The sequence below is a fragment of the Streptomyces sp. NPDC039465 genome (assembly GCF_055639315.1).
This window is the reverse complement of record NZ_JBVKAP010000007.1, coordinates 441,993-468,195: the sequence shown is the minus strand read 5'-3', so window position 1 is coordinate 468,195 and position 26,203 is coordinate 441,993. Positions and strand designations below refer to the sequence as shown.

Genomic DNA, 26,203 nt, shown 5'->3' with positions numbered 1-26,203 from the left:
CGGCATCGAGCCCGCCGACGCGGTGAAAATTTCCTTCACGTCATCCGTCACACTTGAAAGATATTTTCGGCCCTTCAGAGGCGTCAACCCCTGTGCCGCCACCAGGGAGACAATGGACCCATGAACGCCGTAGACCCCCTGGAGCAGGCCCTGCACGCCGCCCGCGCCCTGGTCCTCGCCGACCTCGTGGCCCGCGACGTCGCCCAGGCCGAGGTCGTGACCCTTGTCGAGGACGCGGTGACCCACCGCCGCTGGTGGGTCGAGCAGTGGCCGGAAGGCCTTGAGTACGTCGCCGGGCTGGTCGCCCAAGACGTACAGGACGCGCTGCTGGAGAAGTACGGCCGCTGGCCGCTGTGTCCGGTCTGTTCGTCGGGCGATCCCCACTCCCTCGACGTCGAACCCGAGCTGGGCCCGAATCCGCACTGGGTCTGCGGCAAACAGGGCGTGGTCGTGGCCCCGGTCGGTGGCCTGCGGTGACGGTCTACGTCGATCCTCCGCAGTGGCCCGGACACGGCCGCATGTGGTCCCACCTGGTCAGCGACGTGTCCTTCGACGAGCTCCACGCCTTCGCCGCCGGCATTGGCGCCCCGGCCCGCGCCTTCGACCGGGACCACTACGACCTGCCGTCGGAGCGGTACGGGGACGCGGTGGCGGCCGGGGCGGTGGAGGTCAGCTCCAAGGAACTCCTGCGGCGGCTGAGGGAGGCGGGCCTGCGGCGGCCGAAGAATCCCCGGAAGAATTCTGGGCGGCCTGTCGATCCGGGGGTCTCCCGTTCGACGCAAGGGTGAGAGGCGGGGACAGTCCCCGTCCGCACCGACCGAGGAGTCACCATGCCGCGTTTCATGACGCTGGTCCGTATCGACGAGAACGAACTCCACGCCGGTCCCCCTCCCGGGGAGGACTTTGACAAGCGCATGGGCGCGCTGTTCGAGGAGATCACCAAGGCGGGGGTCATGCTGGACACGGCCGGTCTGAAGCCGACCTCCGAGAGCACCCGGGTCATCTGGTCCGGCGGCAAGATCGGCTACACCGACGGGCCGTTCACCGAGACCAAGGAGGTCGTCGGCGGCTACTGCATCATCCAGGCGAAGGACAAGGCCGAGGCGCTGGAGTGGGCGAAGCGGTTTCTGGAGATCCACCCGGCGGAGTGGAAGGTCACCTGCGAGGTCCGCGAGATCGAAGAGCCCGGAGCCTGACCGTTTGCGGGGGTGGGGCGCGGCTGCTCTGATGGGCGGCCGTGACGGATGAAGAACGGGCGACGGAACCGTCGGAGCGGGCCTCGGAGCGGGAGTCGCAGCGGGCGACGCGCGCGGTCGAGGCGGTGTTCCGGATCGAGTCCGCACGGATCATCGCCGGGGTCGCCCGCATCGTGCGGGACGTCGGCATCGCCGAGGAGATCGCGCAGGACGCGCTGGTCGCCGCGCTGGAGCGGTGGCCGGAGACGGGCGTCCCGGAGAGACCGGGAGCCTGGCTCATGGCCACCGCCAAACACCGCGCGATCGACCTCGTACGCCGCAAGGAGACGTACGCGCGGAAGCTGGCGGAGGTCGGGCGGACCCTGGAGGACGTACCGCCGCCGCCCGAGCCGTCGGAGCCGGACGACATCGACGACGACCTGCTGCGGCTGATCTTCACGGCGTGCCATCCGGTGCTGTCGACGGAGGCGAGGGTCGCGCTCACGCTGCGGCTGCTGGGCGGGCTGACGACGGAGGAGATCGCGCGGGCGTTCCTCGCGCCGGAGGCGACGGTGGCGCAGCGCGTCGTGCGCGCGAAGCGGACGCTGGCGAAGGCGGCGGTGCCGTACGAGGTGCCGTACGGCGAGGACCGCGCCGCGCGTCTCTCGTCGGTCCTGGAGGTCATCTACCTGATCTTCAACGAGGGTTACGCGGCCACGGCCGGGGACGACCTGCTCCGCCCGGCGCTGTGCGAGGACGCGCTGCGGCTGGCGCGGGTCCTGCAGGGGCTGATGCCCGAGGAGGGCGAAGTGCACGGCCTGGCCTCGCTCCTGGAGTTCCAGGCGTCCCGGACGACGACCCGCACGGGCCCCGACGGCGAGCCGGTCCTGCTCGCCGACCAGAACCGCGCCCGCTGGAACCGCCTGCTGATCCGCCGCGGCTTCGACGCGCTGCGTCGGGCGGGCGAGGGCCCGTACGCACTCCAGGCCGCGATCGCCGCATGCCACGCCCAGGCGGTCCGCTACGAGGACACGAACTGGTCGACGATCGCCTCCCTCTACGCCCGCCTGATGGCGCTCACCCCGTCCCCGGTGATCGAACTCAACCGCGCGGTCGCCGTCTCGATGGCTGAAGGCCCGGCGGCGGCCCTCCCCCTCGTCGACGCCCTGACCGACGAACCGGCCCTGAGGACCTACCACTTGCTCCCGAGCGTCCGCGGCGACCTGCTGGAACGCCTGGGCCGCGTCTCCGAGGCCCGTGCGGAATTCGCCCGCGCGGCGTCGCTTGCGCGCAACGCCCGCGAGCGTGAACTGCTGCTGGCGCGCGCGGAGGAGACGGCGCCGGGGCCCAGGGTCTGTCCGGCGGATCTTTGATCAGTCACGGCAGCCGTAAGTCGTGATCTTCGTGGTGGGATCAGCTCCGTCGGAGCGCAGGGCGGTGTTCAGGGCCTTGTACCGGCCATGCGCGGCTACGAAGGGCGCTTGAAGGTGAGGGTCAGCCCGCGCGTCCCCGTCACCTGCCCGCCTCCGATGAGCTGGATACCACCGGTCGCGGTCACCTGGAACGTGAGCTGTGCCTCGGCGAGCGGCAGGGCGCCGCCGCGCTCGGCCACGTCCGCGAAGACCTTCTGCAGGGCGTCGACCGTGTCCGCGAGGTTCTTGCGCAGGGGGCCCAGCGGCACCGGCCGCAGGGCGGTCTCCCGCTCGCCGCGCCGCCCGAAGACGCCCATCGTGGACTCTTCCTCGTCCGTCTCGGTCACCTCCACCCAGAACGGGAGGCTCTGCTCCTCGATGCCGTCGTTGCCGTCGTTGGCGATTCCGGTCATGGTGCGCCCCCTGAACTGCGGTGAACGGTACGGATTGTCAACTGTAGGGGTCAGTCGGGTCTGTCGGGGTCCGTCTCGGTGATCGCGTCGGCGAAGGCGCGGATGTGAGCCGTCTCGTGGCCCTTGCGCCAGACCAGGCCCAGAGCCGACGGGGGCAGACCGGTCACCGGGACGAAGGTCAGGGCGCGGGCACGGTTGCTGTGGGTGGCGGCCGTCGGACGGCACAGCAGCATCGCCCCGCGGTCGGCGGCTGCCAGGGTCAGCCCCTCCTGGAGGGTGGAGACCCGCGGGCCGGACGGGGTCAGACCCGGGGCGGCGGCCCGGCGCCAGTACGCGGGGGCCGGAGGGCCGATGTCGATCAGGGTGCAGTCGGCGAGCTCCTCGGCCGTGACGGACGTACGGGCCGCGAACGGGTGGGCCGTGGAGACCGCGAGGGTCTGCTGACGGCGGGAGAACACCGGCCCGAGCGTCAACTCCGGCTCCCGGACCGGCAGCAGCACGACGGCTGTGTCGACCTCGCCGCGGTGCAGCGCCCCGAACGGGTCGCACAGCGGGATCTCCGTGATCGTGGTCGCGCAGTGCGGGTGGCGCGTGTGCAAGGCGGAGACCGCGTCCACGAGATGGTCGTTGACCGTGGACTGGAAGCCGATGCGCAAGGTCCCCTCGACGCCCCGCGCCGCCGCCTTCGCCGCATCGAGGACGGCGCCCAGCCGTTCGTACGCCGGGCGCAGGTCCGTGAGGAACCGCTCGCCGAGCGGGGTCAGGCGCACGCGGCGGCTCGTGCGCTCGACCAGCGGGGCGCCGACGCGGTGTTCCAGGGAGCGCAGGAGCTGGCTGATGCGGCTCTGGGAGACGTAGAGGCGCTCGCCGGTACGGCCGAAGTGCAGCTCCTCGGAGAGGACGAGGAACGCCTCCAGCTCGCGGATGTCCACGCCTGTCTCCTTCGTGTCCTCCCGATCTACCTGATCGATGAGCCTCGCTCATAGAAGGATGAGAGAACGGCCGTTGTTCCGCCGGTGGCGTGCCGGTTGCCTTGAGGCATGGCACAGACCGAGAGCACGATCGAAGACATACCCGTACGCGCCCGCTCTGGGGGGCGGCTCGCCGTCGCCGTCGTGGCGCTCGCGACCTTCACCGTCGTCACCTCCGAGATGCTGCCCGTCGGGCTGCTCACCCCGATGGGCGCGGCGCTGGGGGTCTCCGAGGGCACGGCCGGACTCACCCTGACGATCACCGGGCTCGTCGCGGCCCTCTCCGCGCCGCTGGTCACCCCGCTGCTCGGGCGGCTCGACCGGCGGTGGGCGCTCGTCGCGCTGATGGGCGTGCTCGCGGCGGGGAATCTGCTGGCCGCCTGGTCGCCGTCGTTCGCGGTGATGGTCGCCGGGCGGGTGCTGGTCGGCGTGGGCATGGGCGGGGTGTGGGCGATCGCGGCGGGGCTCGCCGTACGGCTGGTGGCGCGGGAGTCCGTCGCCTCGGCGACCGCGCTGATCTTCAGCGGGATCGCGGTGGCGTCGGTGCTCGGGGTGCCGGCGGGCACGTACCTCGGCGAACTGGCCTCCTGGCGTGCCGCGTTCGTGGCCGGCGCCGGTCTCGCGCTGCTCGTCGGGGCGGCGCTGGCCGTGCTGCTGCCGCCGCTGCCCGCCGAGCGGGCCGTGCGGCTCGGGGGTGTGGCGCGGCTGCTGGGCCACCCGGCGCTGCGGACGGGCCTGGCGGTGGTGGCGCTGCTGGTGACGGGGCACTTCGCCGCGTACACGTACGTGCGCCCGGTCCTGGAGGAGGTCTCCGGGGTGGGCGCGGGCCTGATCGGGACCCTGCTGCTGGTGTACGGCGTCGCGGGCGTCGTGGGCAACTTCGCGGCGGGAGCCGGGGCGGGCCGCTCGCCGCGCGGGACGCTGCTCGTCATCGCCTCGACGCTGGCGGCGACGGTGCTGCTGATCCCGGTGGTGGGCGGGTCGGTGGTGACGGCTGTGGTGCTGCTCGTGGTGTGGGGGCTGGCGTACGGGGGTGTGTCGGTGAGCACGCAGGCGTGGGTGATGGCAGCGGTGCCTGAGGACCGGGAGGCGGGGGCTGCGCTGTTCGCGGGGGTGTTCAACGCGGCCATTGCGCTGGGGGCGTTGGTGGGAGGACTGGCGGCGGACGCGGCGGGGGTGGCGGCCGTGATGGGGGTGGGCGGTGTGCTCGCGGTGGGCGCGCTGGTCGTGACGGCCACCCCTAGATCTTGCACTTAGTTCAAGTGGTGGGCTAACGTTCCTCTTGAACAAAGTGCAAGCCGTTGATGAGGGGAAAACCATGTCGCAGTCGCAGGAGAAGCTCGCCGAGGTCGTCGAGGCCACCGCAGGAAAGTTCGGCATCCCGGGGGTCTCGGTCGGCGTCTGGGTGGACGGCCAGGAGGTCTACGCCGCCCACGGCGTGACAAGCCTGGCCAACCCCCTCCCCGTGGACCGCGACACGCTGTTCCAGATCGGCTCGATCACCAAGGCGTACACCGCTACCGCCCTGATGCGCCTGGTCGCCGACGGCCGCGTCGACCTCGACGCGCCGGTCCGCCGCTACGTACCCGAGCTCGCCCTCTCCGACGAGCGGGCCGCAGCGGAGATGACCGTACTCAACCTGCTCAACCACACCGCCGGCCTCGACTGGAACGTCATCGTCGACACCGGCGACGGCGACGACGCCCTCGCCGCCTTCGTGGCCAAGATGGCCGACCTGGAGCAGCTCACGCCGCCCGGCACCCGCGCCTCCTACAGCCAGGCCGGCTACAACCTGGCCGGCCGGATCATCGAGAACGTCACCGGCGAGACGTACGAACGGGCCGTCGCCCAGCTCCTGTTCTGGCCCCTCGGACTCGCGAACACCTTCTTCGGCACCGCGGACGTGATGACCCGCCGGTTCGCCGTCGGCCACAACGCCGACGAGAACGGCGACCTCTCCGTCGCGTCGGCCTGGCGGCTCGCCCGCGGCAACAACCCCGGCGGCGGCCTCGCCGCCTCGGCGGCCGACCTGCTCCGCATGGGCCGCTTCCACCTCGGCGACGGCACCACCGAAAACGGCGAGCGGATCCTGCCCGCCGAGGCGCTGCGCCGCATGCAGGAGCCCACGGCCGAACTGCGGGCCAGCAGCCTCGGCGACGCCTTCGGTATCTGCTGGTTCCTGCGCGACGTGGACGGCGTCCGCACGGTCGGCAGCGGCGGATCGGCGAACGGCCAGTTCGCCGAACTGCTCCTGGTACCGGAGCGGAACTTCGCCGTCGCCGTGATGTCCAACGCCGGCCCCGAGGGCATCCCGTGCAACCAGGCCGTCGTCCGCTGGGCGCTGGAGCACTACCTCGGTGTGGTGGACAAGGACCCCGAGCCGATGCCCTTCGACGCGGCGCGGGCCGAGGAGATCGTCGGCCGGTACGACATCGACGCGATGACGATCACCATCGCGGCCGACGGCGGCGAGCTGACACTCGGGGCCGGCATCAAGCCGGAGATCCGGGCCGCGGCCGAGACCGAAATCCCGGCGGACCACGAGCCGGCGCCCATGGGGCTGCTGCCCGGCGATGGGGACGAGTACATCGTCACCGGCGGCGGCCTGAAGGGACAGCGCGGCTTCTTCACCCGCGACGACAGCGGCACGATCACCGGCATCGACCTCGCGGGCCGGCTCTTCAGCCGGGTGCCGCAGGCGTAGGCCGCCGCGTGCCGCGTCAGGGGGCCGGCCGCCCGTCCACCAGCTCGGTGTCGTCGCTGCTGCGCTCCGCCGCCCGCGCGCCCGCCACGACCCGCGAGCGGGAGGCATGCAGACGCAGCGAGAGCGCCACGGCGGCCAGCGCGACGACCGTCATCGCCCCGCCCGCCCAGGCCGTCGCGGGGAAGCCGAGGCCGGCGTCGATGACGGTGCCGCCCAGCCAGGGGCCGCCGGTGTTGCCGAGGTTGAAGGCGGCGGTCGTCGTGGCGCCCGCCAGGGTGGGGGCGGCGCCCGCGACGTTGAACATACGGGCGTTCAGGGCCGGGGCCGTGTAGAACGCCGAGACGCCCAACAGGAACGACAGCACGACCACCGCGACCGGGCTGGACGCGAACAGCGCCAGCGCGGCCAGGAAGACCGTGGAGGCCGTGATGCCGCTCAGCAGCACCCCGAAGAGGTGGGCGTCGGCGACCCGGCCACCGATCGTCGTACCGATCAGTGCGCCGACACCGAACAGGCCGAGCACCGCCGAGACCCAGCGGGCGTCGAGACCGGCCACCTCCGTCAGGAGCGGAGCGAGGTACGAGAATGCGCAGAACACGCCGCCCGCCGCCAGCGCCGTGATCACGATCGACAACCAGACCTGGCGGTCGCGATAGATCGCCAGCTCACCCTTGAGCTCCGGCCTGCGCTCCGGAAGCGGGATGTGCGGGATCTTGGCCAGGATGCCCACCAGCGCGATCGCGGACGCCGCGCCGACCGCCCAGAACGCCGACCGCCAGCCCAGGTGCTCACCGAGGAACGCCCCCGCCGGGACGCCCAGCACATTGGCGATGGACAGCCCGCCGATCATGACGGCCATCGCCCGGGCGCGCGTGTTGAACGGCACGGTCGCGATGGCGACGGCCGCGCCGACCGCCCAGAAACCGGCGCAGGCGAGCGCGCTGACCACCCGGGACGCGAAGAGGATCTCGTAGGTCGGAGCGAGCGCACCGGCGACCTGGCCGAGGCCGAAGACGGTGATCAGCGTGATCAGGGTCGTCTTGCGGGGCAGCCGCAGCGTCGCCACGGCCAACAGCGGGGCGCCGACGACCATGCCGATCGCGAACGCGGAGATGAGGAGACCGGCGCGGGGGATCGACACGTTCATGTCGTCCGCGATGGTCGGCAGCAGGCCGGAGAGCATGAACTCGCTCGTGCCGAGCGCGAAGACGGAGAGGCCGAGGATGTAGACGGCCAGAGGCATACGGGGGCGTGCGGGGGTGGGGGTGCGCTCGGCGGAGGAAGGCGGCATGACATGTGCCAACACCCGGCTTGATCCTGGCATTCCCCGGCCCGGGGGTGCGTACAGCCCGTACGGCTGTTCTCCTTCCCAGGCCGGTGGGGCCGCGCCATCATGACGGCCAGGAACACCCGGAGCCGGGGGGTGCGCGGTGCGGACGATGCGTGTGTACGCGGTGTTACTGGCCCTGGCCCTCACGGGGGCCGCGGGCTGCAACGACGAGGGGGCGCCGGGGGCCGACGGCGCGGGGCCGAGCGCGCGGGCCTCGGCGACCGGAACGCCGACGTGGCGCCCGCCCACCGGCGACGACAGCCCACGGCCCGGCGGCCCCGACGACGAGGGCATCTCCTTCCTGCCGCCCGGGCCCGGCGCACCCAACACGGAGAAGGCCCCCGACCCCGAGAGCGTCTACGACCTCCTGCGCGAGCGGCCCCGCGACTGCGGCGCGGCCCGGCGCGAGATCCCCGACGCCCCGGAGGACTACGAGCAGACCACGCACTCCGAGCCGGAGGCCTGGGACGTCGTACGCGGCCTCGCCGAGGCGTGCATGGCCGTCCAGGGCAAGGGCGGCAGCTGGCAGGCGGCGGCGCGGGCGTACGAGGCGGTGCCGGGCGGCCGTCCGGCCACGTGCAAGGGCCGCGCGGCGTACGAAGTCCTGGGCCGCCTGCTGCGCTGGCACCGCGAGCACCCCGGCGCCACGACGACGCTCCGCAAGCCGCCGGGCGGGGCCGGGACGGCCGCGTGCCAGTGGCGCATCGTCCGCCTGAACGCGGGCGGGGACGCGGTGGCGCGCCCCGGGGAGACGGTGGAGGTGGAGCTGCGGGGCACCTTCTTCGACTACGGCGACGCGTACAAGGGGGTGATCGTCCACCTGGGCGGCGCGTACGTGGCCACGGAGGACATGCGGATGTCGGGCGATCGCCTGACGCTCACCTTCCTGGTCCCGGAGGGCACATCGCCGGGCCGCCGCACGGTCCGCGTCTACGCGACGGGCCCGGCGGCGGGCCAGCGAACCCTGACGATCGAGCCCCCCGACGGCCCCGACCCGTCCCCGACGGCCCCGCCCCCGTCCCCGACGGATCCGGAACCCTCGCCCCCGTCCCCGACGGATCCGGACCCTTCGGCCCCGGACCCGACATGACGCGCCGCCGCACACGCCGACCCGGGCTGCCCCCGGCGGCGGGGGCGCCTGCGGGCGCCGGGGGCGAAGCGGGTCCGGCCGCGCGGCCGGGCGGCCCGGCCACGGCGCCTGCCGCGCCGGGAGGTGAGCCGGCCCCGGCCGCCTCCGGCGGCAGGGGGAGCGATGCGGCTGCTTCCGGCAGTCAGGGCCCGGAGGGTGGTCCAGCGACGGGGGCGCCTGCTCGTCCCGGGGGCGACGCGGGTCCGGGGGCCGACCCGGCGCCCGGTGGTCGAGCGGCGGGGGTGCCTGCGGACCCCGGAGGCGACCCGGGTCCGGCCGCGCGGCCGGGCGGCCCGGCCACGGCGCCTGCCGCGGCTGGCGCGGACGCGTCGCCGGGTTCTCCCGCCGGGAGAGCCCCCGTCCCGGGCGCGGATGCCTCCGCGTCGGGACGCGTCCCCGCGGCGCGTACGAGCCCGGGCCCGCCCGCGCCGGGAGGCGAGCCGGCCCCGCCCGCCTCCGGCAGCCCGGCCGCGCGGCCGGACCCTGCCCCGCCGCCCGACGACACCCCCGCCCCCGGCCGCCTCGCCGAATTGCTTGGAACCTTCGGGTCGCTCCTGTCCCTGTTCACCGCCGTCTTGTTCTACTTCGGGTGGGCCAGTACCGACGCCGAGACCAAGGCCCTCGGGCTGCGGGACAACCTCTTCCGGCTGTCCACCGCCGACTACCTCCTGCGCAGTGTCAACGCGCTCTACCTGCCCGTGCTCGTCGCGGCCGCCCTCGCCTTCGGGGCATACGCCGGGCATCGGCGGGTGCCGGAGGCGGTGGTGCGGGGGATGCGGTGGGCGTGGGTGGGGGCCCTCGCGGCCGTGGGGGTGTATCCGGTCGCGCCCGGTGTGGGGGAGGTCGTCGTGCCGCTCGCCGTGCTCGTCGGGGTGCTGCTCACCGCGTACGCGCGGAGCCGGGACGCACCCCGGCCGCGGCTGTGGGCGCTCGCGCTGCTCGTCGCCGTGGTCGCACTGTTCTGGTCGGTGTACGCCTACGCCGGGATCGTCGGGCGGGGGCGGGCGGCCGACACCGCGCGGAGTGTGGCCGGCGGGCTGCCCGCCGTCGTCGTGTTCAGCGAGAAGGACCTGCTGATCCGCGGCGGCGGGAGCTGTCTGTCCCTGGTCACGGAGAAGGGCAGCCCGTACCGCTACCGGTACGCCGGGCTGCGGCTCTTCCACGTCTCCGGGGACCGGCTCTATCTCGTACCCCGGCACTGGGCGCCCTGGGACGGCACCCTGCACATCCTGGAGGACAAGGGCGCCGGGCTGCGGGTCGAGTACGTCAGCGGGAAGGCGTACCGCTCACGCGAGTGTCCCTAGCTTCCCAGCCGCGCCAGCTCCGCCGTGAGGTTGCGGCGCGCGGCCGCCTCCCAGTGCTCGGCGCCGTACGGGGTGCGGAACAGCCGCGGCAGCGCGAGGAGTTGGCGCAGCACCGCCGCCCGGCCGCTCCGGAACGCCTCGTCGGGGACGAAGCCGTACTCCTCCCGCACCGCCGCCACGTACCCCCCGTACGTATCCGCGTCGGTCGCCAGGATCGCCAGGTCCGCGTCGCACAGCACCTCGCCGTCGGCGTCCCCGGCGGCCGGGTCGTGCGTGACAGTGAGCCGGACCAGGCGGGCCACCTCGGCGGTCTTGGCCGGCGGCAGGCCCGCCTCGGGCAGGGCGCGTTCGGCGAGGGCGGCGCTGCGTTCCTCGTTCTCCGAGCGGTCCGGCCGGTAGACGGCGTCGTGGAACCAGGCGCCGAGCTGAACCACCGCCAAGTCCTTCGCGTACGGGGCGAGTTCGTCGATCCGGTCGAGGACCGCCCGCAGGTGGGACGTCGTGTGGTAGCGGCGCTGCGGCTCCGCCCAGCGGGCCAGCAGGTTCTCGCCGTACGGCAAGGGGTCCGGGCCCGGCGCGTGGCCCCGCGCCGTCAGCAGGGTTGCCGTCCAGCGGTGCAGGAGGTCTTCGTCGGCTGCCATGGTGCCCATTGTGGGTCAGAAGTTGCCGTAGTTGACCTGCCAAGTGGGCAGGCCCATGCGCCGCCACACCGCCACCACCCGGTCGCGGTCGTCCAGCGAGACCCGGACCGCGTACCGATGGCGCACATGCGCGTCGAACAGTTCGGCCTTGACGATGTCGTCGCTGCGGCCGTCGCCGGACGCGCGCATCCACAGCTCGTCATAGGGCACCTCGTGCCGCTGGAGCCAGGCCTCGGTCAGTTCCCGGTGGTCCTCGCTACGGCCGGACAGCAGCACGATCGTGTCCCGCTCGGTGTGCTGGAAGGCGCGCAGCGCGTGCCGTACGGACACATTGAGCAGGTCGAGGTCGCAGCGCGTGAAGTCGTACGGGCCACGGTCGCCGCGCAGGGCGAGCGTGCCGTCGATGTCGCACAGGACGGCCGACGGGAGCGCCGGGTCGGGCACGTACGGCACGGCGGCGGGCCGGTCGTTCAGCCAGGCATCGGTGAGCCGCCAGCCGCCCTGGGTGGCCTTGGCGTGCTTGTCGGCGAGGATCCGGATGATCTCCTCGCCGACCGCCCGCTCCCGGGCGGCGTCGCGGCGCACGCACTCGTCGACGGGCACGTCGGTGAAATCGTGCACGGCGAAGGTGACGTCGAGGCCGGTGACGGCCGCCTTCAGGCGCTTGGGTATGTGCGGGGTGAGGTGGGTGTTGTCGACGACGACGTCGAAGCCGTCGTCGACGGCGGTGCGGACGGCCGCGTCCTGGATGGCGAGCACGGTCTGCTCATGGGCGCGGGAGCGGCCCCGCTCGGGCGCCGGTACGTCGAGCATGGCCCGCAGGTCGTCCAGGTTGACGCGACGCATGCGCCCCTCGGCGGCGGCCTGGAGCTCACGCGCGGCGGTCGTCTTGCCGGACGCGGGCAGCCCGGTCATGACGTGTACTACGGGCACGGGTCGGTTCTCCTTGTTGGTGATCGGTTCTCTGTCATCGGTCGTCGGTGATCGGTCGTCTGTCAGCTGACGTCTGTCATCCGCCATCGGTCGAACGGCATCTGTCAGCCGTCATCGGTCGGCCGACATCTGAAATCTGTCATCTGTCATCCGTCAGCTGCCGTCTGCCGTCTGCGATCCGTCACTCGTCGTCGGTCGCGAACGGATCGGACGCCTCCGGCCGCACGGAACGGTACGCGAGCAGCTTCGTCGGTCGGCCGTCCAGGCGCAGGAACAGCGCCGACCGGATCCGCGAGTCCGGCAGCTCCCGGGCCGCGCGGGCGAACGCGCCCCGGTCACCCGCGAGGTGGGCGAGTGACGCGTACGCTTCGTCGACGGCCCGTTCCCGGCTCGTCGTCGCCTCGTCGAGCCGTACGATCACCTCCCGCACCCACGCGTCGAACTCGTCCGGCACCTGCTCCAGGAGCGCGTCCAGCGGCTTGCCGCCGTGGGCTTCGAGGTCGGCGGCCGAGCAGCCGAGGCCTTGCGTGAGCTGCTTGGCCGGCAGCCCCGCGAACCGCTGGATGCCGTGGCTTCGCCAGATGTCCCGCTCGGTGACGCCGGTCAGGACCTTGTGGAGCCGTACGTACTCGGCGATCTTCGCCTTGGCACGCACCCCGGAGGCGAAGCGCAGCACGAAGCCCTCGGCGTCGGTGCCGGTCGCCTTCCCGCCGTCGGGGAGGGTGTTCGACGCGGTCAGCGCGAGCAGCTCGGCGAGCGGCATGGCGGGCCGGACCGTGACGACGGACCCGATCTGCCCCCAGTGCCCGGCCGCCTCGGTGAGCGGCAGCTCGGTGCCGTCCCGGCCGAAGGCGGCGAGCAGCACCAGGTCGCGGCGGTCGCCGTAGTCCACGACGATGCGGTTCTGCGGGTACAGGATCTCCGCGAGGTACGTCACGCCGGGTGTGAGCGCGGAGGTGTCCCGGCCGTCGAGGTGGCGCTGCGCCCAGGTGGCCTGGGTGCTGATGAAGGACCCCTTGGAGGCGACGCGCCAGGCCCCGGCGTAGTGGAAGATCACGGCAAGGCTGCCGTCGACCTTGTCGTACACCTCGAACGGCTCGTCCGGCAGGGCGGGCGCGTACGGCTGACCGGCCTCGTGCTCGCCGACGTTGAAGAACTTCGGCAGCGGCAGCGCGACGATCTCGCCGGTGGTGTCGTCGGCGACGAGACCACGGCAGCGGATGGTGACCTGGTTCCAGATCCGTTCGTACTGGCAGGTGCGGGTGTAGGTGTAGATCGACAGCGGCAGCTCGGGGTGTGCCTTGCGGGTGACGTGCCCGGCGTCGAGCGCGGCGGCGAGTTCACCGTGAGGCAGCAGTTCGTGGAGAGTCAGGTGGGCCTGGCTCATCGGTTCCTCCTGGTCGGGGAGGTGCATCCTCTCGCGCGGGGACGGCGCCCGGACAGCGATTTAGCCGGGGCCCGGGCGCGACGACGATGTCCCCGCCCTGGTCGAGGCGGCCGACGAGGAGGCCCCCGAGCGCGCTGCGGCTGTGCAGGACGGCGCGGCCCGCGCGAACCGTCGTCAGCAGGCCCGCGCCGCGTAGGGCGGCGGTGTGTGCCGAGACGGTGGCCTTGCTGACGCCGAGTCGGCGGGCGAGCCCGCTGGTGGTGTGCGCCTCCCCGCTGTTGAGCAGGAGCAGGATCTCCAGCCGGGTCCTGCCGAGGACCCCGGCGAGCGCGTCCTCGGTGGCGCCGGGCCCGTACGGCGTGAGGGGCAGCCCGTCCCCGGCGGGGTACGTGACCACGACGGGTCCGCCCGGGGGTTCGGCGACGACCGGATGGGCGGTCCAGTGGAAGGTGGGCAGCAGGAGCAGCCCGCGACCGGCCGTGGTGACGTCCCGCCCGGCGGGCGCGGGGAACTCCCAGGTGTCGCCGTGCAGGCGGCCGCCGGGCACCAGGCCGGCGAGTACGGCCCCGATGCCGTGTTCGGCCACCGCCACGGCCTGGCGGGCGAACTCCGCCCGATGCAGATCCTGCACCACCGGCCACACGGGCCTCAGGACAGTCTCGAAGGCGGCGTGCTGCGCCCGGCACAGGACGTCCCACGCGTCGGCGTCCCCGCGATGGAGCCCACGTACCCAGGGGGAGGGGCGGTGGTGGGGGCCGTGGACGCGCCGGAGTTCGGTACGGACGATGTCGGGCGGCGTGGACCGTACGGCGTCGAGACCGGCGGCGAGGGAGTCGCTGAACTCGTCCAGGAAGCGCGGGGCCGTACGGGCGGGGACGAGGTCGGCGAGCGGTTCGACGGCGGGCGGCAGGGACCGCAGGACGCGTCGGCGCCAGCGCCCGTGCAGCAGCGGGTCGTCGCCGTGGGTCAGCTTCATGAACACGGCGTTCAGCTCTTGCAGGGGCGCGGGGCGGGGCGCGAAGCGCACGCGGGCGAGGTCGGTGCCGGTGAACCGAATCCGGATCAGTGCTCTCTCCCCCTGTGGGCGTCGGCTGTGACGCAAGCTGTGACGCAAGCTGTAAGGCCAGGGCCTCAACGATCGCGGACTGTGTCCGTCCGCAGCCAGCATGCCGTCATGACTACACGACGCACGCTGTTCAAGTCGGCCGCCGCGGCTGGGGTGTTGCTCACGACGACGGGGACCGCGCACGCCCGCCCGTCACACACCCAACCGTCTCGCGACCTGGTCCTGCGCCTGCCGGCGCCGACCGGCCCGTACCCCCTCGGCGCCACCACCCTGCACCTGACCGACCGCACCCGCCCGGACCCCTGGAAGCCGGAGCTGCCCTCCCGCGAGCTGATGCTCACCGTCCTCTACCCGGCCCGCACCGTCCACGGCCACCCGACCGCCCCCCACATGACCCCTGGCGCCGCCGCCCTCGTCCCGCACATCGACGCCGTCCACCTCCACCGCGAGCTACCGACGAGCGGCGTGAACTGGGCCGCCACCCCGACCCATGCCCACCTCGACGCCCCCGCGCTCCCCGGCCGCCACCCGGTGCTCCTCTACACCCCCGGCGGCGGCGACTCCCGTACGTTCGGTACGGGGCTCGCGGAGGACCTGGCGAGCCACGGGTACGTGGTGGTGAGCGTCGACCACCCGGGCGAGACGACCGAGGTCGAGTTCCCGGACGGCCGGATCGTCACCACGGAGCTGCGGGGGAACCCGAAGGAGGATGCCGCGCTCTTCCACCGGATGATCGACGCGCGCCTGGCCGACGTGGCCTATGTCTTGGACGAACTGCCGTCGCTGCTCGCCGGGTTGGGCATCCGGTCCGGCGGCCGTATCGGCATCTACGGCCACTCCGCCGGCGGTACGGCCGCTGCCCAGACCCTGCACGACGACCCCCGCGTCCGGGCGGCCGTCAACCTGGAGGGCTACCTCGATGACCCGTCCGGGGCCCTCTTCCCCATCGCCCGTGACTGCGTGACCCGCCCCCTGCTGCTCCTGGGCACGGACGGCTTCCGCGACGCCCGCTTCGACCGCTCCTGGTCGGCGGCCCGGGGCCACGTCCGCATCCGCCGCCTGAACGGCGCCGACCACTGGGTCTTCACGGACTACGCGGCGTTCGCCCCGCAGTTGCAGGCAGCGGGCCTGATGACCCCTGCGGAACGGGCCGGCTTCGTGGGCCCGATCGCCCCGGCCCGGTCGATCCCCTGGGTCCGGTCAGCGGTCCGCTCCTTCTTCAGGACCGCCCTGCCCACCCGCCTTTGAGGGCCTCGACGAACGGCACCCAGGCGGGGGCGGTGAGGAGGAGGGCGGGGAGGTGGGGGGCCTTGGAGTCCCGTACGGGGACGAGGCCGGGGAGGTTGTCGGCGACCTCTAGGCAGTTGCCGCCCGATGAGTTGCTGTAGCTGCTCTTGCGCCAGCGGGCGGCGCCGGGGAAGCCTTCGGCGACTTCGACGCAGTCGCCGCCGGACGAGTTGCTGTAGCTGCTCTTACGCCAGGTCGCGGCGCTCAAATCCACCCGGGTGCTTGCCATTTCGGTAGACCTCTGCCGCTTCCTCGATCAAGGAGAGGGACGCCTCCGGCGGCAGAGCGGCGCCCCTGAGCAGATCGTACGACCTCCGATAGAGCTTCACGAGGGCCGGATCGTCCACGGTGTCGCCATGGTGCTGGGACTCCGTGTAGACCAGGGGAGGAGCATCGGGGAACGTCAGCGTCATGACGTTGCCGGTCAGGAGCGCATGCGCGCTGCTGTTCCACGGAAGGATCTGTGTAAGGACCCGCCCGCGTCGCGCCAAGTCGGCGACGTGGTCCAGCTGCTCGACCATCAGGTCGGACGGCATGACCGGCAGATGCAGGAGCGACTCGTTGAGGATGACCCAGTACTCCGGCTTCCTCGGGTCCTCGAAGAGCTTGGCCCGTGCCACACGGCCCTCGACCTTCTCGTCCGTCTTCTCCGGGGGCTCCGGCAGGCGTTCCGCCGTGATCACCGCCCGTGCGTAGGCAGCCGTCTGCAAAAGCCCCGGAAAGACGGTCGGGCACCACTCCTCGATCGTCTCGGCGCGTTTCTCCGCGTCCAGCACGCGCTCGAAGTACTCGGCGTGACCCCGCCTCTTCGCCTTCTGGACGTCCTCACAACGGCGCTCGAAGAACCCGTCCGTCTTCATCACCCGGTCCACGTGCTGGGCCAGCGCCTCCGGCATACGGCGGGTGCCGCGTTCGATCTCGCTGAGGTAGCTGACCCCGTAGAAGCTGCCTTCCACCGCGTCCTGGAGCGTCAGCCCCGCCGCCTCGCGTTTCCAGCGGAGCTCCTTCCCGTAGAACTCCGGGACGCTCGCCGAGCCGTCAATGTCCTTGCGCGCAGCCACCTTCGGCCGCCTTCCACACTTCGTACCGTGGAGGCAGAAGCCCTTCCACCGTACGGACGTGAACCTCACTGTGTGATGTATTCGTCACACACCGCACCGGAAGGCTTACCCCCACATGACCGAGCACGACCTCGACGCCCACTCCTGCTTCGTTGCCCTTCGCGGGGCCCTCGCCGAGCACGGGATCACGCTGCCGTCACTTGGCGTCGATCTCGTGACGTACGCGGCGCGGTCCGCAGAGCCGCCGTTGATCGGCTTGGGCAACTGCAATGTCGCTACGGCCCGTCGGCTGGTGGATGTGCTGCGGAAGGCGGCGGATCGGTGAGGCCACTGACGTTCGATCTGCTGGCGATGCCCAAGTCGGTCGCGGGGGTACGGGACACGCTGCGGGACTACGTGGGCGGGCCGTGCCCGGATCTTCAGCTGTGTGTGAGTGAGCTGGTGACCAACGTGATCACGCACGTCGGCGAGGGGACCCCGGTCAACGTGCGTATCGCGGCGACGGGTGACGGGCGTACGAGGGTGGAGGTCACCGACCCCGACCCCCGCGCGTGGCCGGTGCTGCGCCGGGCGACGGACGCGGACGAGTCGGGGCGGGGGCTGGCGCTGTTGGACGCGGTGGCGGTGCGGTGGGGGGTGAATCAGGGGCCCGGCAGCAAGACGGTCTGGTGCGAGCTGCGGGACCTTTGAGGCCCGGCCCGGCCCTGGCGGCGCTCCCCGTCAACCCGCCGTTGCTGTGGGTGCTGCTTGCGTGGTGACCGCTTCTTCGCCTCCCGGTCACCGTGTGCCGTTGGAGTCGGTGGGCGGGCGCTCTTTTAACCGTGGCCGTTCGCCCGCGCCTCTCGGGGCCCGCTGGTTCGGTCAGCCGTTCTCGCCGTAGTTCATGAACCAGTGCGTGTCGAAAAAGCGGGCCATCGTGAAGGGGTGGTGCGGATCGACGAGGATGCGGCAGACGAACTCCGCTGCCTGGCAGTCGAAGGGGACGTCCTCGCCGTCGAAGGACCGGATCACGACGGGCCAACGGTCGGGGTCGTCGCCGTCGGCCCTCCAGCAGTACAAGTTCTCGTGCTCCGTGGCCGCCCAGATGAGCAGGCCGTCCTCCCTGAGATGTGTCCACGGCTCCTGGTTCAGGTCCAGGAATCCGTCGAAGGCGCCTTCGCCGAACGTCTCGACCATGCGCTTGTAGTCGCTCGGCAGCGCGGTGCCCAGGCGCGACTCCACCTCCGCCCAGTCCACGTCAGGCCGCTGGGCGGGCTGGGTCCAGCCGGTGATCCGGACGAGCCGCTCCATCCAGTCGGCGTGCTCGTCCTCGCCCGGAGCGACCACCAAGGGTGCGGGCACCTTTCTGTGAGCGACCACCAGCACCGGCCGCGTGGCCCCCTCGGCGTCCCGCGCCGTACCCGTGCCGACCCACTGATCCCCGTAAGCCCACGCCCGTATCGTCACCGCCCGGTCATCGAAGGGGACGAGGAGAGCCGCGCCTTTCGACTCGTCGACCGTCGGGTCGGTGAAGCCGTCGAGGACGAGGGTGCGCGGGGCGCCGTACCTGTCGCCGAGCAGGTCGGTCAGGTCCTGCGGGTCCAAGTCGCTGGGAAGGTACAGGTGGCCGGTCCCCGAGCCGAGTTGGGCCAGCAGGTCGTTGACGGTCGCTTGAGTGAGCTCCATGACGGACAGTGAAGCGCACCGCACCGACAATCCTGGGGCCGCTCGGCACACCGGTGGAGATCGAGATCGAGATCGGGCTCAGCGGCACTTTTCTTTACCGCAACTACTCACACCGTGATGCCCGGGGACACTCGCTCGACGCTGCGGCAGTACGGCAGTCCGTGCAGCGGCTCCGCGGCGAGGAAGCGGGTGATCAAGTCGGCGACTTCCGCTGTCCGTTCCAGGATGAGCATGTGGTCGGCGTCGCGGACCTCCGCGTGCCAGCTGTCGGCACACGCCGCCGCCATCTGGCGGCACAGCTCCGGGGTGGTGAACGAGTCGTACTCGCCGGTCACGGTCAGGACCGGTGCACGAGGCGGCTGGCTGGTGTCGAGAGCCTGATGGGTGAGCAGGCGCAGGGTGTTGGTATGCATCTGGTGCGCCTCCACCTCGGAGAGGTTGGTGATGCGGCGCAGCAGCAGTCTGCGGACGCGGGCGCCGTTGGGGATGTCTGCGAGGCGTTCTGGCGTCATGAGCAGGTCGACCGTCGCGTGCGCGTAAGTCTCCATATCTCCGGCAGCCAGGTGCTCCAGAGTGCGGCGCATCGCGGCCTGTGCGTGGTCGGGGATGACAGTCATCGTGCCGACCAGGACCATGCGCCCCACCCGGTCTGGGTAGCGCCGGGCGATCTCGTAGGCGATGGCGCTTCCGTAGGAGCCGGCGAGCACGTTGACCTGGCCGGCACCCCACTCATCGAGCATGTGGCAGACCGCGTCGGCGAGGAAGTCGACGCCGTGGGTTTCGGGCAGCAAGTCGGCTGCCCCCCAACCCGGGGGGTCGACGGTGAACACGTCCATGCTCCCGAGGAACACCTCTTCGCAGCGCCCCCAGGACTCCTTGCGCTGGAACGCACCGCCGATGAGCAGCACGGGTGGGAATCGAGGGGCGGATGCGCGGACCGCACGTGATTCGCAGGAGAAGCCCTGCCAATGATGTGCTCGCACAAGTGCCTCGCCCGGTGGCGGAGCGGTCTCGGCGGGGAGATGCGGCGTCTTGAGCGGCGTTCCGGAATAGATCACGCGCGGTAAACGATCTTGGAGGTCTGGAGACACGGTAGCGCCCCTCGAGCTCAGGGCCCCGCGGCTGATGTCAGAACCTGGTCGGCCGGGTGGGACCCCACCCGGCTCCCCGTCCCCGGGGCCCTTGCCCGTACTGCACCGCCGCTGACCGCGGCCGCTGAAGCGGCGGCCCTACCGCCCGCCCGCCACCCGCAGCACCGTGCCCGTCGTGTACGAGGCCTCGGGGGAGAGGAGCCACGCCACCGCGGCCGCGATCTCGGACGGGTCGGCGGCGCGGCGCAGGGGGATGTGGGGGGCCATCTTCGCCGGGCGGTCGGGGTCGCCCATGGCCGCGTGCATGTCGGTGTCGACAAGGCCGGGTGCGACCGCGTTCACGCGGATGCCGTGGGGGCCGAGTTCTTTGGAGAGGCCCAGGGTGAGGGTGTCGGTGGCCGCCTTGGTGGCCGCGTAGTGGACGAACTCTCCGGGGGAGCCGAGGGTGGCCGCGCCGGAGGAGATGTTGACGATGGCGCCCGTGCCGGCGGCGGTCATGTGGCGGGCCGCGCGGCGGCAGCACAGCAGGGTGCCGAGGACGTTGACGTCGACGACCCGGCGCAGGTCCTCCGTACGGGCGTCGGCGAGGGGGCCGAGCGGGCCGGTGACGCCGGCGTTGTTGACGAGGCCGGTCACCGTGCCCAGTTCGGCGACGGCGGTGTCGAAGAGGCGTTCCACGTCCGCCTCGGCGGAGATGTCGACGCGTACGGTCACACAGCGCGCCCCGGCGGCCCGTACCTCCGCCGCGGTCTTCTCGGCGGCGGCGGGGTCGGAGACGTACCCGAGGACGATGTCGTGGCCGTCGGCCGCCAGTCGTACGCAGATGGCCGCGCCGATGCCGCGGCTGCCGCCGGTGACGACGGTGACCGGACGTGAGGTCATGTGTGGCATGTGGCAGCTCCCCTGTCGACTGTCGACGATGATCAGCTACCAGGATCGCGTACCGGCATCTCGCCTTCAGCTGCTGGGCTGCGTACGCACCGGGAAGCCGGTCGGGCGGCCTTCGGCCTTGAGCCAGGGGAGTATCTGCTCCAGCGCGGCGACGGTCTGGCCGCGCTCGCCGCCGCCGTCGTGGAAGAGGATGGTGGGGCCGTTGGGGAGTTCGCTGCGGACGGTGTTCACGATGGCGTTCACGCCGGGCTTTTCGAAGTCCTTCGTGTCCACGTTCCAGCCCAGGGGCCGCATGCCCGCCTCCGCCGCGATCCGGCGGCTGGCGGGGGTGAAGGCGCCGCCCGGGGCGCGGTAGTACTCGACCTTGGCGCCGCCGCCGGCCGCGTCCTCGATCATCTTCTTCGCGTCGAGGATCTGCCGCTTCTGGTAGTCGACGGACTTCTTGTCCATCGAGGTGTCGTGGGTCATGGTGTGGTCGCAGAGCCGGTGTCCGTCCGCGACCACCTTCTTGACCAGGTCGGGGTGTTCCTTGGCCTGGGGGCCGATCATGCAGAAGACGGCTTTGGCGTTGTTCTCGCGGAGGACTTCCAGGACTTCGGGGGTCCAGCGGGGGTCGGGGCCGTCGTCGATGGTGATGTTGACGGTCCGGCCGCCTGCCTCGGAGTCGTGGGCGATGGTCTCCGGCACCTTCTGCGGGGGCTTCTCGGGGCCCCCGGGGGCCTTGGGGGCGGGGGTGCGTGACGTCGACTCCTGGGCGCCGTTGGCCGTTCCCGGGCCGGTGAGGATCACCGCGCCCCAGACGGCCGCGACGAGCGCGAGTGCCGATGCCACGATGGTTATGTGCGCGGTGTACTTCTTCCCTGCCATGTGTGCCCACTCCCCGCTGGCGCTTGACCGGTTCCCGGTGGGGAGGACGAGCGGGCGGGCGGGAAGGTTTCACCTTTCGCGGTGACACTGGCCATTCGGGACTTTCGTCCCTGATCCGTACGGTGTCAGGAGCGTTTCCGTGTCACAGAGGCGATCGGGGCGGAAATGGCGAAGGTGCCGACGATGCTCGCCACCATGATCATGCCCACGCCGATCACGAAGAGCCCGCTGCCGTCGTCCGACCAGTCGTAGTAGGCGGCGACGGTCAGACCGGCCGTGGTCCCGAACACGGCCGACGCAACCAACTGCCGGGACGCGGCCCAGCACACCGGCGCCAGCAGCGTCACCACCAGCCCGATCACCTGCCAGGCCTCGTACGGCCCGCTGACCGACCCGTCGGGGTGCACGTCACGGTGCTGATCCCAGCCCATCCAGGCGGCCCATGCCGCAACGGGCACGAGGGCCAGCAGCAAGAGGGAGAGATCGAGTTCAAGTCGTCTTGGGCGCATGCCCCAATCGTCGCGGCGCCACGCGGCCCTGGGGCAGCGTGCAGGTACTCATCTGCTTTTGAGTAGCCGGACACCGCGGCGGGTTCCGATGAGGGGGGCGAGGCCGAAACCTGACCCTGGGGAGAGATCACTTGTCGGCGGCCTGGAAGCCGCGCAGGCGCAGGCTGTTGCCGACCACGAAGACCGAGGAGAAGGCCATCGCGGCCCCCGCGATCATCGGGTTGAGCAGTCCGGCCGCGGCGAGCGGCAGGGCGGCCACGTTGTAGGCGAAGGCCCAGAAGAGGTTGGAGCGGATCGTGCCGAGCGTCTTGCGGGAGAGCCGGATGGCGTCCGCGGCGGCCCGCAGGTCGCCCCGTACGAGCGTCAGGTCGCCGGCCTCGATCGCCGCGTCCGTGCCCGTACCCATCGCGAGGCCCAGATCCGCCTGGGCGAGCGCGGCCGCGTCGTTGACACCGTCGCCGACCATGGCGACCGAACGGCCCTCGGCCTGAAGCCGCTTGACCACGTCGACCTTGTCCTGCGGCATGACCTCCGCGATGACCTTGTCGATGCCGACCTCGGCGGCGACCGCATCGGCGACGGCCTTGTTGTCGCCGGTGAGGAGGATCGGGGTGAGGCCGAGCGCGCGCAGCCGCCGGATGGCTTCGGGGCTGGTCTCCTTGACGGCGTCGGCGACCTCCAGGACCGCGCGGGCCCTGCCGTCCCAGGCGACCGCGATGGCCGTCTTCCCGGCCCGCTCGGCCGCGTCCTTCGCGGACTTCAGCGGCCGCGGCAGCTCCATGGCCCACTCTTCGAGGAGCTTCTCGCGGCCGACGAGGACGGCGTGGCCCTCGACGACGCCCTGCACGCCGAGACCGGGAACGTTGGCGAAGTCCTCGGGGGTGGGGAGCGTACCGACCCTGGCGGCGGCGCCGGTGGCGACGGCCTGGGCGATCGGGTGCTCGGAGGAGTGCTCCAGCGCGCCCGCGAGGCGCAGGACGTCGGTCTCGTCGACACCTTCGGCGGTGTGGACCGTGATGAGGGCCATCCGGCCGGTGGTGACCGTACCGGTCTTGTCCAGGACGATCGTGTCGACCTTGCGGGTGGTCTCCAGGACCTCCGGGCCCTTGATCAGGATGCCGAGCTGGGCGCCGCGGCCGGTGCCGACCAGGAGCGCGGTCGGCGTGGCAAGGCCCAGGGCGCAGGGGCAGGCGATGATCAGTACGGCGACGGCGGCGGTGAAGGCGGCCGTCAGACCGGAGCCGGTGCCGAGCCAGAAGCCGAGGGTGCCGAGCGCGAGGGCGATGACTACGGGTACGAAGACGGCGGAGATCTTGTCGGCGAGGCGCTGGGCGGCGGCCTTGCCGTTCTGGGCGTCCTCGACCAGCTTGGCCATGCGGGCGAGTTGGGTGTCCGCGCCGACGCGGGTGGCTTCGACGACCAGTCGGCCGCCGGCGTTCAGGGTGGCGCCGGTGACGGCGTCGCCGACGCCGACCTCCACGGGCACGGACTCGCCCGTGAGCATGGAGGCGTCCACCGCGGAGGAGCCCTCCACGACCGTGCCGTCGGTGGCGATCTTCTCGCCGGGGCGCACCAGGAAACGGTCGCCGACCTGGAGGTCCGCGGTCGCCACGGTGGCCTCCCGGCCGCCGCGCAGCACGGTCACCTCCTTCGCGCCCAGCTGCATCAGCGCCTTCAGCGCGGCGCCCGCCTTCCGCTTGGAACGGGCCTCGAAGTACCGGCCGGCCAGGATGAACGCGGTGACTCCGGCCGCCGCCTCCAGGTAGATGTTCCCGGCGCCGTCGGTACGGGCGATGGTGAACTCGAAGGGGTGCGTCATACCGGGCGTACCGGCCGTTCCGAAGAACAGCGCCCACAGCGACCACAGGAACGCGGCGATCGTGCCGACCGAGATCAGGGTGTCCATCGTCGCCGCGCCGTGCTTGGCGTTGGTCCAGGCGGCGCGGTGGAACGGCCAGGCGGCGTAGACGACGACCGGTGCGGCGAGGGTGAGGCTCAGCCACTGCCAGTACTGGATCTGGAGCGCCGGGACCATCGCCATCGCGATGACGGGGACGGCGAGGGCGACGGCGGTGATCAGACGCTGCTTCAGCGGCCGCAGGGCCTCGTAGGCCTTCTCCTCGTCCGTGGGGCCGTCGCCGTCGCCGCCGCCGCCGTCGTCGCGGGGGCGCTCGGGCCGCGGCTCCTCTGCGGTGTAGCCGGTGGCCTCGACGGTGGCGATCAGATCGGCGACCGAGATGTCCGCGTCAAAGGTGACCTTGGCCTTCTCGGTGGCGTAGTTGACGGTGGCCTCGACCCCGTCCATGCGGTTCAGCTTCTTCTCGATACGGGCCGCGCAGGAGGCGCAGGTCATGCCGCCGATGGCGAGCTCGACCTGGGCGGCGCCGGGGGTCGTCGTAGTCATCTGGCTGCCTTTCATTCGTCGGTGGGCGGCCGTGGGGATATACCCTCCGGGGGTATCAACTGAGGTCCATGTATACCCCCCGCTCGTATCGCACCGCAAGTGTTTCCCTTGGGTTGACTTGATACCCCCCAGGGGTATCGTGAGGTGCATCGAAGTAACGCCCAGGCCACATGCGGCCATGACCCATGCAGGGAGAGCAGCCATGAACACCGCAGTGAGGATCACCGCCTTCGCCGCCGCGATCGCCGCGACCTTCGGGGCCGGGTACGGAGTCGGCGCGGGCGTCGGCCCGGTCGGCAAGCCGGCGGAGGCCGAGCACGCCGGCCACACCGCGAAGGCGGGGGAGGCAGGGGAGGGCGCGGGCGGGCGCGCCGAAGGCGCGGGGTATGAGGGGAAGGTGCGTACGGCGGCGTTCACCGTCCGCGTCGGCGGGCAGGCGACCGGAGCCGGAGCCGGAGCCGGAGCCGGAACCGGAGTCGGAACCGGGGGTGCCGACGGCGGTGACGCGCACGGTGCGGCGGGGCGCTCACCCGCGTAGGCTGTTCATTGGACTAGACCTGTAGGCGTCATCCGATGGAGGAATGGGCTCGATGAGCAACCGTGCAGTGCTGGAGGTGATCGCTCTCGACGCCGAGGACGCGGTCGCGGCCCAGACCGGCGGGGCGGACCGCCTCGAACTGGTCACCGACATGGCGGCCGACGGGCTCACCCCGTCGACGGAGACGTTCGCGTCGATCCGTGCCGCGGTCGACATCCCCCTGCGCGTGATGCTCCGACTGACCGACGGCTTCGCGGCGGGAGACGTGGACGCGCTCGTCACCGCCGCCCGGGACCTGCGCGCGGCGGGCGCCGACGAGTTCGTCCTCGGCTTCCTCGACCCCGACGGCTCGCCGGACCTCGTCACGGTCGAACGGCTCGTCGCCGTCCTCGACGGCTGCCCCTGGACCTTCCACCGCGCCATCGACCGCGCCGCCGACCGTGACGCCCTGCGCAAGCAGCTCGCCGACCTGCCGGGCCTCGACACGTACCTCACCGCCGGCTCGCCCCACGGCGTCGACGACGGCCTGCACACCCTGGCCGCCGAGGCCGCCCGCCACGACGAGCCCGGCTACGAACCCCAGATCCTCGTCGGCGGCGGCCTGCGCCTGGACCACCTGCCCGCCCTGCGCGCGGCCGGCCTCACCGCCTTCCACATCGGCGGCGCGGCCCGCCCCCAGGGCTGGACCGCGCCGGTCTCCGCGGCCGCCGTCCGCACCTGGCGCGAGGCCGTCGACGCCTGAGCCGGCGTCCACAACCGGCGGTGTTCACCGCCCTGACCACCCTGGCCGACGCCGAAGTCGATCCGAACTGGGGCGTCTCGATCGACTCCACCATCGTTCGTGCCCATCAGCACGCTGCCGGAGCCCGTCAAAAGGGGCTCCGGCCGGCAAGCCGGACGATGACGCCCTCGCCGCTCGCGCAACAAACTGAAGCAGCGGCGCGGACTTCCCGGCCGCTACGGAGGCATCTTCATCCGGTCCGCGCGATGTCCGAACGCCTCAGCCTGCCAGGCGAACAGCCATCGCACTCAGAGCGATACCCACCGTCGCCCCCAACAGCAGGGCGGTGACAGCAGCTGGCCGGCCGACACCCTGCTCGTACGGAACACTCGGCACAACCTTGTGAAGAACAGGTGCCACCAGCAGGATGAGACCGAAGCCGACACCGAGGCGCCAGTACGTCCCGCCTGCACACGAAGCGCGAAAACGCCCCCCGCAGCCGCTCGGTTCCACTGCGAAGCCTGTCACCACGAGAAACAACGCGCTGGCATACACCGCGCCGAACAACATCGTTGTGCCGAAGTCGATGCGCCGCGTCGCTCTGCCAGAGCTGCCGCCTTCACCCGCCACGTCGCCCCCCAACACTCGTGGAAATCAAGCGTGTGGAGTCTAATGCCCCGCCTTCCGCGGACCCTATGGGCAGC

General features: G+C 72.0%; 29 protein-coding genes. 13 read left to right on the top strand and 16 right to left on the bottom strand.

What is annotated here, in order from left to right:
* Positions 1 to 120 precede the first annotated feature (120 nt).
* The 4 genes from ACZ7LT_RS24955 (at position 121) to ACZ7LT_RS24940 (ending at position 2,548) form a co-directional block, all read left to right on the top strand.
* Positions 121 to 477 carry a hypothetical protein gene (locus ACZ7LT_RS24955; RefSeq protein WP_471238317.1) on the top strand — a complete coding sequence of 119 codons (357 nt, stop codon included), beginning with the start codon at positions 121 to 123 and terminating at the stop codon, positions 475 to 477.
* A complete protein-coding gene (locus ACZ7LT_RS24950; RefSeq protein ID WP_471238316.1) occupies positions 474 to 788 on the top strand; it encodes a DUF4031 domain-containing protein in 315 nt (104 codons plus the stop codon). Before ACZ7LT_RS24955 ends, ACZ7LT_RS24950 begins: the two co-directional genes overlap by 4 nt.
* Positions 789 to 830: 42 nt before the next feature.
* The gene (locus ACZ7LT_RS24945; RefSeq protein ID WP_471238315.1) at positions 831 to 1,196 is read left to right on the top strand and encodes a YciI family protein; all 366 of its coding nucleotides are present in this window, start codon (positions 831 to 833) and stop codon (positions 1,194 to 1,196) included.
* A 125-nt stretch (positions 1,197 to 1,321) separates the two neighbouring features.
* On the top strand, positions 1,322 to 2,548 hold the full coding sequence (locus ACZ7LT_RS24940; RefSeq protein ID WP_471238360.1) for an RNA polymerase sigma factor: 1,227 nt from the start codon (positions 1,322 to 1,324) through the stop codon (positions 2,546 to 2,548).
* Positions 2,549 to 2,643: 95 nt separating this feature from the next.
* Here ACZ7LT_RS24940 and ACZ7LT_RS24935 read toward each other — a convergent pair whose 3' ends face one another.
* A complete protein-coding gene (locus tag ACZ7LT_RS24935) occupies positions 2,644 to 3,000 on the bottom strand; it encodes a Pepco domain-containing protein (protein ID WP_471238314.1) in 357 nt (118 codons plus the stop codon).
* Positions 3,001 to 3,050: 50 nt separating this feature from the next.
* Complete coding sequence (locus tag ACZ7LT_RS24930; protein WP_471238313.1) at positions 3,051 to 3,932, bottom strand: LysR family transcriptional regulator; 882 nt, start codon at positions 3,930 to 3,932, stop codon at positions 3,051 to 3,053.
* 108 nt (positions 3,933 to 4,040) lie between these two features.
* On the opposite strand from ACZ7LT_RS24930, the gene ACZ7LT_RS24925 reads away from it, so the two are divergent.
* Both ACZ7LT_RS24925 and ACZ7LT_RS24920 read left to right on the top strand, forming a co-directional pair.
* Complete coding sequence (locus tag ACZ7LT_RS24925) at positions 4,041 to 5,228, top strand: MFS transporter (protein WP_471238312.1); 1,188 nt, start codon at positions 4,041 to 4,043, stop codon at positions 5,226 to 5,228.
* Between the two features lie 61 nt (positions 5,229 to 5,289).
* Positions 5,290 to 6,675, top strand: coding sequence for a serine hydrolase domain-containing protein (locus ACZ7LT_RS24920; RefSeq protein ID WP_471238311.1), 1,386 nt, complete (start codon positions 5,290 to 5,292; stop codon positions 6,673 to 6,675).
* A 16-nt stretch (positions 6,676 to 6,691) separates the two neighbouring features.
* On the opposite strand, the gene ACZ7LT_RS24915 is transcribed toward ACZ7LT_RS24920, so the two are convergent.
* The gene (locus tag ACZ7LT_RS24915) at positions 6,692 to 7,918 is read right to left on the bottom strand and encodes a Cmx/CmrA family chloramphenicol efflux MFS transporter (protein WP_471238359.1); all 1,227 of its coding nucleotides are present in this window, start codon (positions 7,916 to 7,918) and stop codon (positions 6,692 to 6,694) included.
* Between the two features lie 196 nt (positions 7,919 to 8,114).
* Here ACZ7LT_RS24915 and ACZ7LT_RS24910 point away from each other — a divergent pair, with 196 nt between their 5' ends.
* A complete protein-coding gene (locus tag ACZ7LT_RS24910) occupies positions 8,115 to 9,095 on the top strand; it encodes a hypothetical protein (protein WP_471238310.1) in 981 nt (326 codons plus the stop codon).
* Positions 9,096 to 9,664: 569 nt separating this feature from the next.
* On the top strand, positions 9,665 to 10,438 hold the full coding sequence (locus ACZ7LT_RS24905; protein WP_471238309.1) for a hypothetical protein: 774 nt from the start codon (positions 9,665 to 9,667) through the stop codon (positions 10,436 to 10,438).
* On the opposite strand, the gene ACZ7LT_RS24900 is transcribed toward ACZ7LT_RS24905, so the two are convergent.
* From ACZ7LT_RS24900 to ACZ7LT_RS24885, 4 genes are all read right to left on the bottom strand, one after another.
* Complete coding sequence (locus ACZ7LT_RS24900) at positions 10,435 to 11,079, bottom strand: HD domain-containing protein (RefSeq protein ID WP_471238308.1); 645 nt, start codon at positions 11,077 to 11,079, stop codon at positions 10,435 to 10,437. The genes ACZ7LT_RS24905 and ACZ7LT_RS24900 overlap by 4 nt on opposite strands.
* A 15-nt stretch (positions 11,080 to 11,094) precedes the next feature.
* Positions 11,095 to 12,012 (bottom strand): phosphatase domain-containing protein, encoded by a 918-nt coding sequence (locus ACZ7LT_RS24895; protein ID WP_471238307.1) that lies wholly within the window; start codon positions 12,010 to 12,012, stop codon positions 11,095 to 11,097.
* 181 nt (positions 12,013 to 12,193) lie between these two features.
* Positions 12,194 to 13,399, bottom strand: a complete 1,206-nt coding sequence (locus ACZ7LT_RS24890; protein ID WP_471238306.1) for a T4 RnlA family RNA ligase — start codon at positions 13,397 to 13,399, stop codon at positions 12,194 to 12,196.
* Complete coding sequence (locus ACZ7LT_RS24885; RefSeq protein ID WP_471238305.1) at positions 13,353 to 14,426, bottom strand: ArsR/SmtB family transcription factor; 1,074 nt, start codon at positions 14,424 to 14,426, stop codon at positions 13,353 to 13,355. The genes ACZ7LT_RS24890 and ACZ7LT_RS24885 overlap by 47 nt, the downstream gene beginning before the upstream one ends.
* A gap of 147 nt (positions 14,427 to 14,573) precedes the next feature.
* Here ACZ7LT_RS24885 and ACZ7LT_RS24880 point away from each other — a divergent pair, with 147 nt between their 5' ends.
* Positions 14,574 to 15,713 (top strand): alpha/beta hydrolase family protein, encoded by a 1,140-nt coding sequence (locus ACZ7LT_RS24880; protein WP_471238304.1) that lies wholly within the window; start codon positions 14,574 to 14,576, stop codon positions 15,711 to 15,713.
* Here the strand turns inward: ACZ7LT_RS24880 and ACZ7LT_RS24875 are convergent.
* Complete coding sequence (locus ACZ7LT_RS24875; protein ID WP_471238303.1) at positions 15,685 to 15,981, bottom strand: DUF397 domain-containing protein; 297 nt, start codon at positions 15,979 to 15,981, stop codon at positions 15,685 to 15,687. The two genes, ACZ7LT_RS24880 and ACZ7LT_RS24875, sit on opposite strands and share 29 nt — an antisense overlap.
* Complete coding sequence (locus tag ACZ7LT_RS24870) at positions 15,938 to 16,813, bottom strand: helix-turn-helix domain-containing protein (protein ID WP_471238302.1); 876 nt, start codon at positions 16,811 to 16,813, stop codon at positions 15,938 to 15,940. Before ACZ7LT_RS24870 ends, ACZ7LT_RS24875 begins: the two co-directional genes overlap by 44 nt.
* 115 nt (positions 16,814 to 16,928) lie before the next feature.
* On the opposite strand from ACZ7LT_RS24870, the gene ACZ7LT_RS24865 reads away from it, so the two are divergent.
* Complete coding sequence (locus ACZ7LT_RS24865; protein WP_471238301.1) at positions 16,929 to 17,138, top strand: hypothetical protein; 210 nt, start codon at positions 16,929 to 16,931, stop codon at positions 17,136 to 17,138.
* Positions 17,135 to 17,503, top strand: coding sequence for an ATP-binding protein (locus ACZ7LT_RS24860; protein WP_471238300.1), 369 nt, complete (start codon positions 17,135 to 17,137; stop codon positions 17,501 to 17,503). The genes ACZ7LT_RS24865 and ACZ7LT_RS24860 overlap by 4 nt, the downstream gene beginning before the upstream one ends.
* Positions 17,504 to 17,674: 171 nt before the next feature.
* Here the strand turns inward: ACZ7LT_RS24860 and ACZ7LT_RS24855 are convergent, their stop codons facing one another.
* The 6 genes from ACZ7LT_RS24855 to ACZ7LT_RS24830 all read right to left on the bottom strand — a co-directional run bounded on the left by ACZ7LT_RS24855 (position 17,675) and on the right by ACZ7LT_RS24830 (position 24,240).
* Positions 17,675 to 18,478: an SMI1/KNR4 family protein gene (locus ACZ7LT_RS24855; RefSeq protein ID WP_471238299.1), complete on the bottom strand. Its 804-nt coding sequence runs from the start codon at positions 18,476 to 18,478 to the stop codon at positions 17,675 to 17,677.
* Positions 18,479 to 18,585: 107 nt separating this feature from the next.
* On the bottom strand, positions 18,586 to 19,386 hold the full coding sequence (locus ACZ7LT_RS24850; protein ID WP_471238298.1) for an alpha/beta fold hydrolase: 801 nt from the start codon (positions 19,384 to 19,386) through the stop codon (positions 18,586 to 18,588).
* Positions 19,387 to 19,707: 321 nt separating this feature from the next.
* The gene (locus ACZ7LT_RS24845) at positions 19,708 to 20,451 is read right to left on the bottom strand and encodes an SDR family NAD(P)-dependent oxidoreductase (protein ID WP_471238297.1); all 744 of its coding nucleotides are present in this window, start codon (positions 20,449 to 20,451) and stop codon (positions 19,708 to 19,710) included.
* 75 nt (positions 20,452 to 20,526) lie between these two features.
* Entirely contained in the window at positions 20,527 to 21,327 is an 801-nt protein-coding gene (locus tag ACZ7LT_RS24840; RefSeq protein ID WP_471238296.1) for a polysaccharide deacetylase family protein, read from the bottom strand.
* A gap of 125 nt (positions 21,328 to 21,452) precedes the next feature.
* Complete coding sequence (locus tag ACZ7LT_RS24835; protein WP_471238295.1) at positions 21,453 to 21,836, bottom strand: hypothetical protein; 384 nt, start codon at positions 21,834 to 21,836, stop codon at positions 21,453 to 21,455.
* A 127-nt stretch (positions 21,837 to 21,963) separates the two neighbouring features.
* Positions 21,964 to 24,240 carry a heavy metal translocating P-type ATPase gene (locus ACZ7LT_RS24830; RefSeq protein WP_471238294.1) on the bottom strand — a complete coding sequence of 759 codons (2,277 nt, stop codon included), beginning with the start codon at positions 24,238 to 24,240 and terminating at the stop codon, positions 21,964 to 21,966.
* A gap of 202 nt (positions 24,241 to 24,442) precedes the next feature.
* Between ACZ7LT_RS24830 and ACZ7LT_RS24825 the strand changes: the two genes are divergently transcribed.
* On the top strand, positions 24,443 to 24,778 hold the full coding sequence (locus ACZ7LT_RS24825; protein WP_471238293.1) for a hypothetical protein: 336 nt from the start codon (positions 24,443 to 24,445) through the stop codon (positions 24,776 to 24,778).
* A 52-nt stretch (positions 24,779 to 24,830) separates the two neighbouring features.
* Positions 24,831 to 25,520: a copper homeostasis protein CutC gene (locus ACZ7LT_RS24820; RefSeq protein ID WP_471238292.1), complete on the top strand. Its 690-nt coding sequence runs from the start codon at positions 24,831 to 24,833 to the stop codon at positions 25,518 to 25,520.
* A 258-nt stretch (positions 25,521 to 25,778) separates the two neighbouring features.
* On the opposite strand, the gene ACZ7LT_RS24815 is transcribed toward ACZ7LT_RS24820, so the two are convergent.
* Positions 25,779 to 26,129 (bottom strand): hypothetical protein, encoded by a 351-nt coding sequence (locus ACZ7LT_RS24815; RefSeq protein ID WP_471238291.1) that lies wholly within the window; start codon positions 26,127 to 26,129, stop codon positions 25,779 to 25,781.
* Positions 26,130 to 26,203 lie beyond the last annotated feature (74 nt).

Bases quoted from the DNA above. Each gene is read 5' to 3' on its own strand.
- ACZ7LT_RS24955 (WP_471238317.1), top strand. From the start codon at position 121: ATGAACGCCGTAGACCCCCTGGAGCAGGCCCTGCACGCCGCCCGCGCC.
- ACZ7LT_RS24945 (WP_471238315.1), top strand. From the start codon at position 831: ATGCCGCGTTTCATGACGCTGGTCCGTATCGACGAGAACGAACTCCAC.
- ACZ7LT_RS24935 (WP_471238314.1), bottom strand. From the start codon at position 3,000: ATGACCGGAATCGCCAACGACGGCAACGACGGCATCGAGGAGCAGAGC.
- ACZ7LT_RS24925 (WP_471238312.1), top strand. From the start codon at position 4,041: ATGGCACAGACCGAGAGCACGATCGAAGACATACCCGTACGCGCCCGC.
- ACZ7LT_RS24920 (WP_471238311.1), top strand. From the start codon at position 5,290: ATGTCGCAGTCGCAGGAGAAGCTCGCCGAGGTCGTCGAGGCCACCGCA.
- ACZ7LT_RS24915 (WP_471238359.1), bottom strand. From the start codon at position 7,918: ATGCCTCTGGCCGTCTACATCCTCGGCCTCTCCGTCTTCGCGCTCGGC.
- ACZ7LT_RS24910 (WP_471238310.1), top strand. From the start codon at position 8,115: ATGCGTGTGTACGCGGTGTTACTGGCCCTGGCCCTCACGGGGGCCGCG.
- ACZ7LT_RS24900 (WP_471238308.1), bottom strand. From the start codon at position 11,079: ATGGCAGCCGACGAAGACCTCCTGCACCGCTGGACGGCAACCCTGCTG.
- ACZ7LT_RS24890 (WP_471238306.1), bottom strand. From the start codon at position 13,399: ATGAGCCAGGCCCACCTGACTCTCCACGAACTGCTGCCTCACGGTGAA.
- ACZ7LT_RS24880 (WP_471238304.1), top strand. From the start codon at position 14,574: ATGACTACACGACGCACGCTGTTCAAGTCGGCCGCCGCGGCTGGGGTG.
- ACZ7LT_RS24875 (WP_471238303.1), bottom strand. From the start codon at position 15,981: ATGGCAAGCACCCGGGTGGATTTGAGCGCCGCGACCTGGCGTAAGAGC.
- ACZ7LT_RS24865 (WP_471238301.1), top strand. From the start codon at position 16,929: ATGACCGAGCACGACCTCGACGCCCACTCCTGCTTCGTTGCCCTTCGC.
- ACZ7LT_RS24855 (WP_471238299.1), bottom strand. From the start codon at position 18,478: ATGGAGCTCACTCAAGCGACCGTCAACGACCTGCTGGCCCAACTCGGC.
- ACZ7LT_RS24845 (WP_471238297.1), bottom strand. From the start codon at position 20,451: ATGACCTCACGTCCGGTCACCGTCGTCACCGGCGGCAGCCGCGGCATC.
- ACZ7LT_RS24840 (WP_471238296.1), bottom strand. From the start codon at position 21,327: ATGGCAGGGAAGAAGTACACCGCGCACATAACCATCGTGGCATCGGCA.
- ACZ7LT_RS24835 (WP_471238295.1), bottom strand. From the start codon at position 21,836: ATGCGCCCAAGACGACTTGAACTCGATCTCTCCCTCTTGCTGCTGGCC.
- ACZ7LT_RS24830 (WP_471238294.1), bottom strand. From the start codon at position 24,240: ATGACTACGACGACCCCCGGCGCCGCCCAGGTCGAGCTCGCCATCGGC.
- ACZ7LT_RS24825 (WP_471238293.1), top strand. From the start codon at position 24,443: ATGAACACCGCAGTGAGGATCACCGCCTTCGCCGCCGCGATCGCCGCG.
- ACZ7LT_RS24820 (WP_471238292.1), top strand. From the start codon at position 24,831: ATGAGCAACCGTGCAGTGCTGGAGGTGATCGCTCTCGACGCCGAGGAC.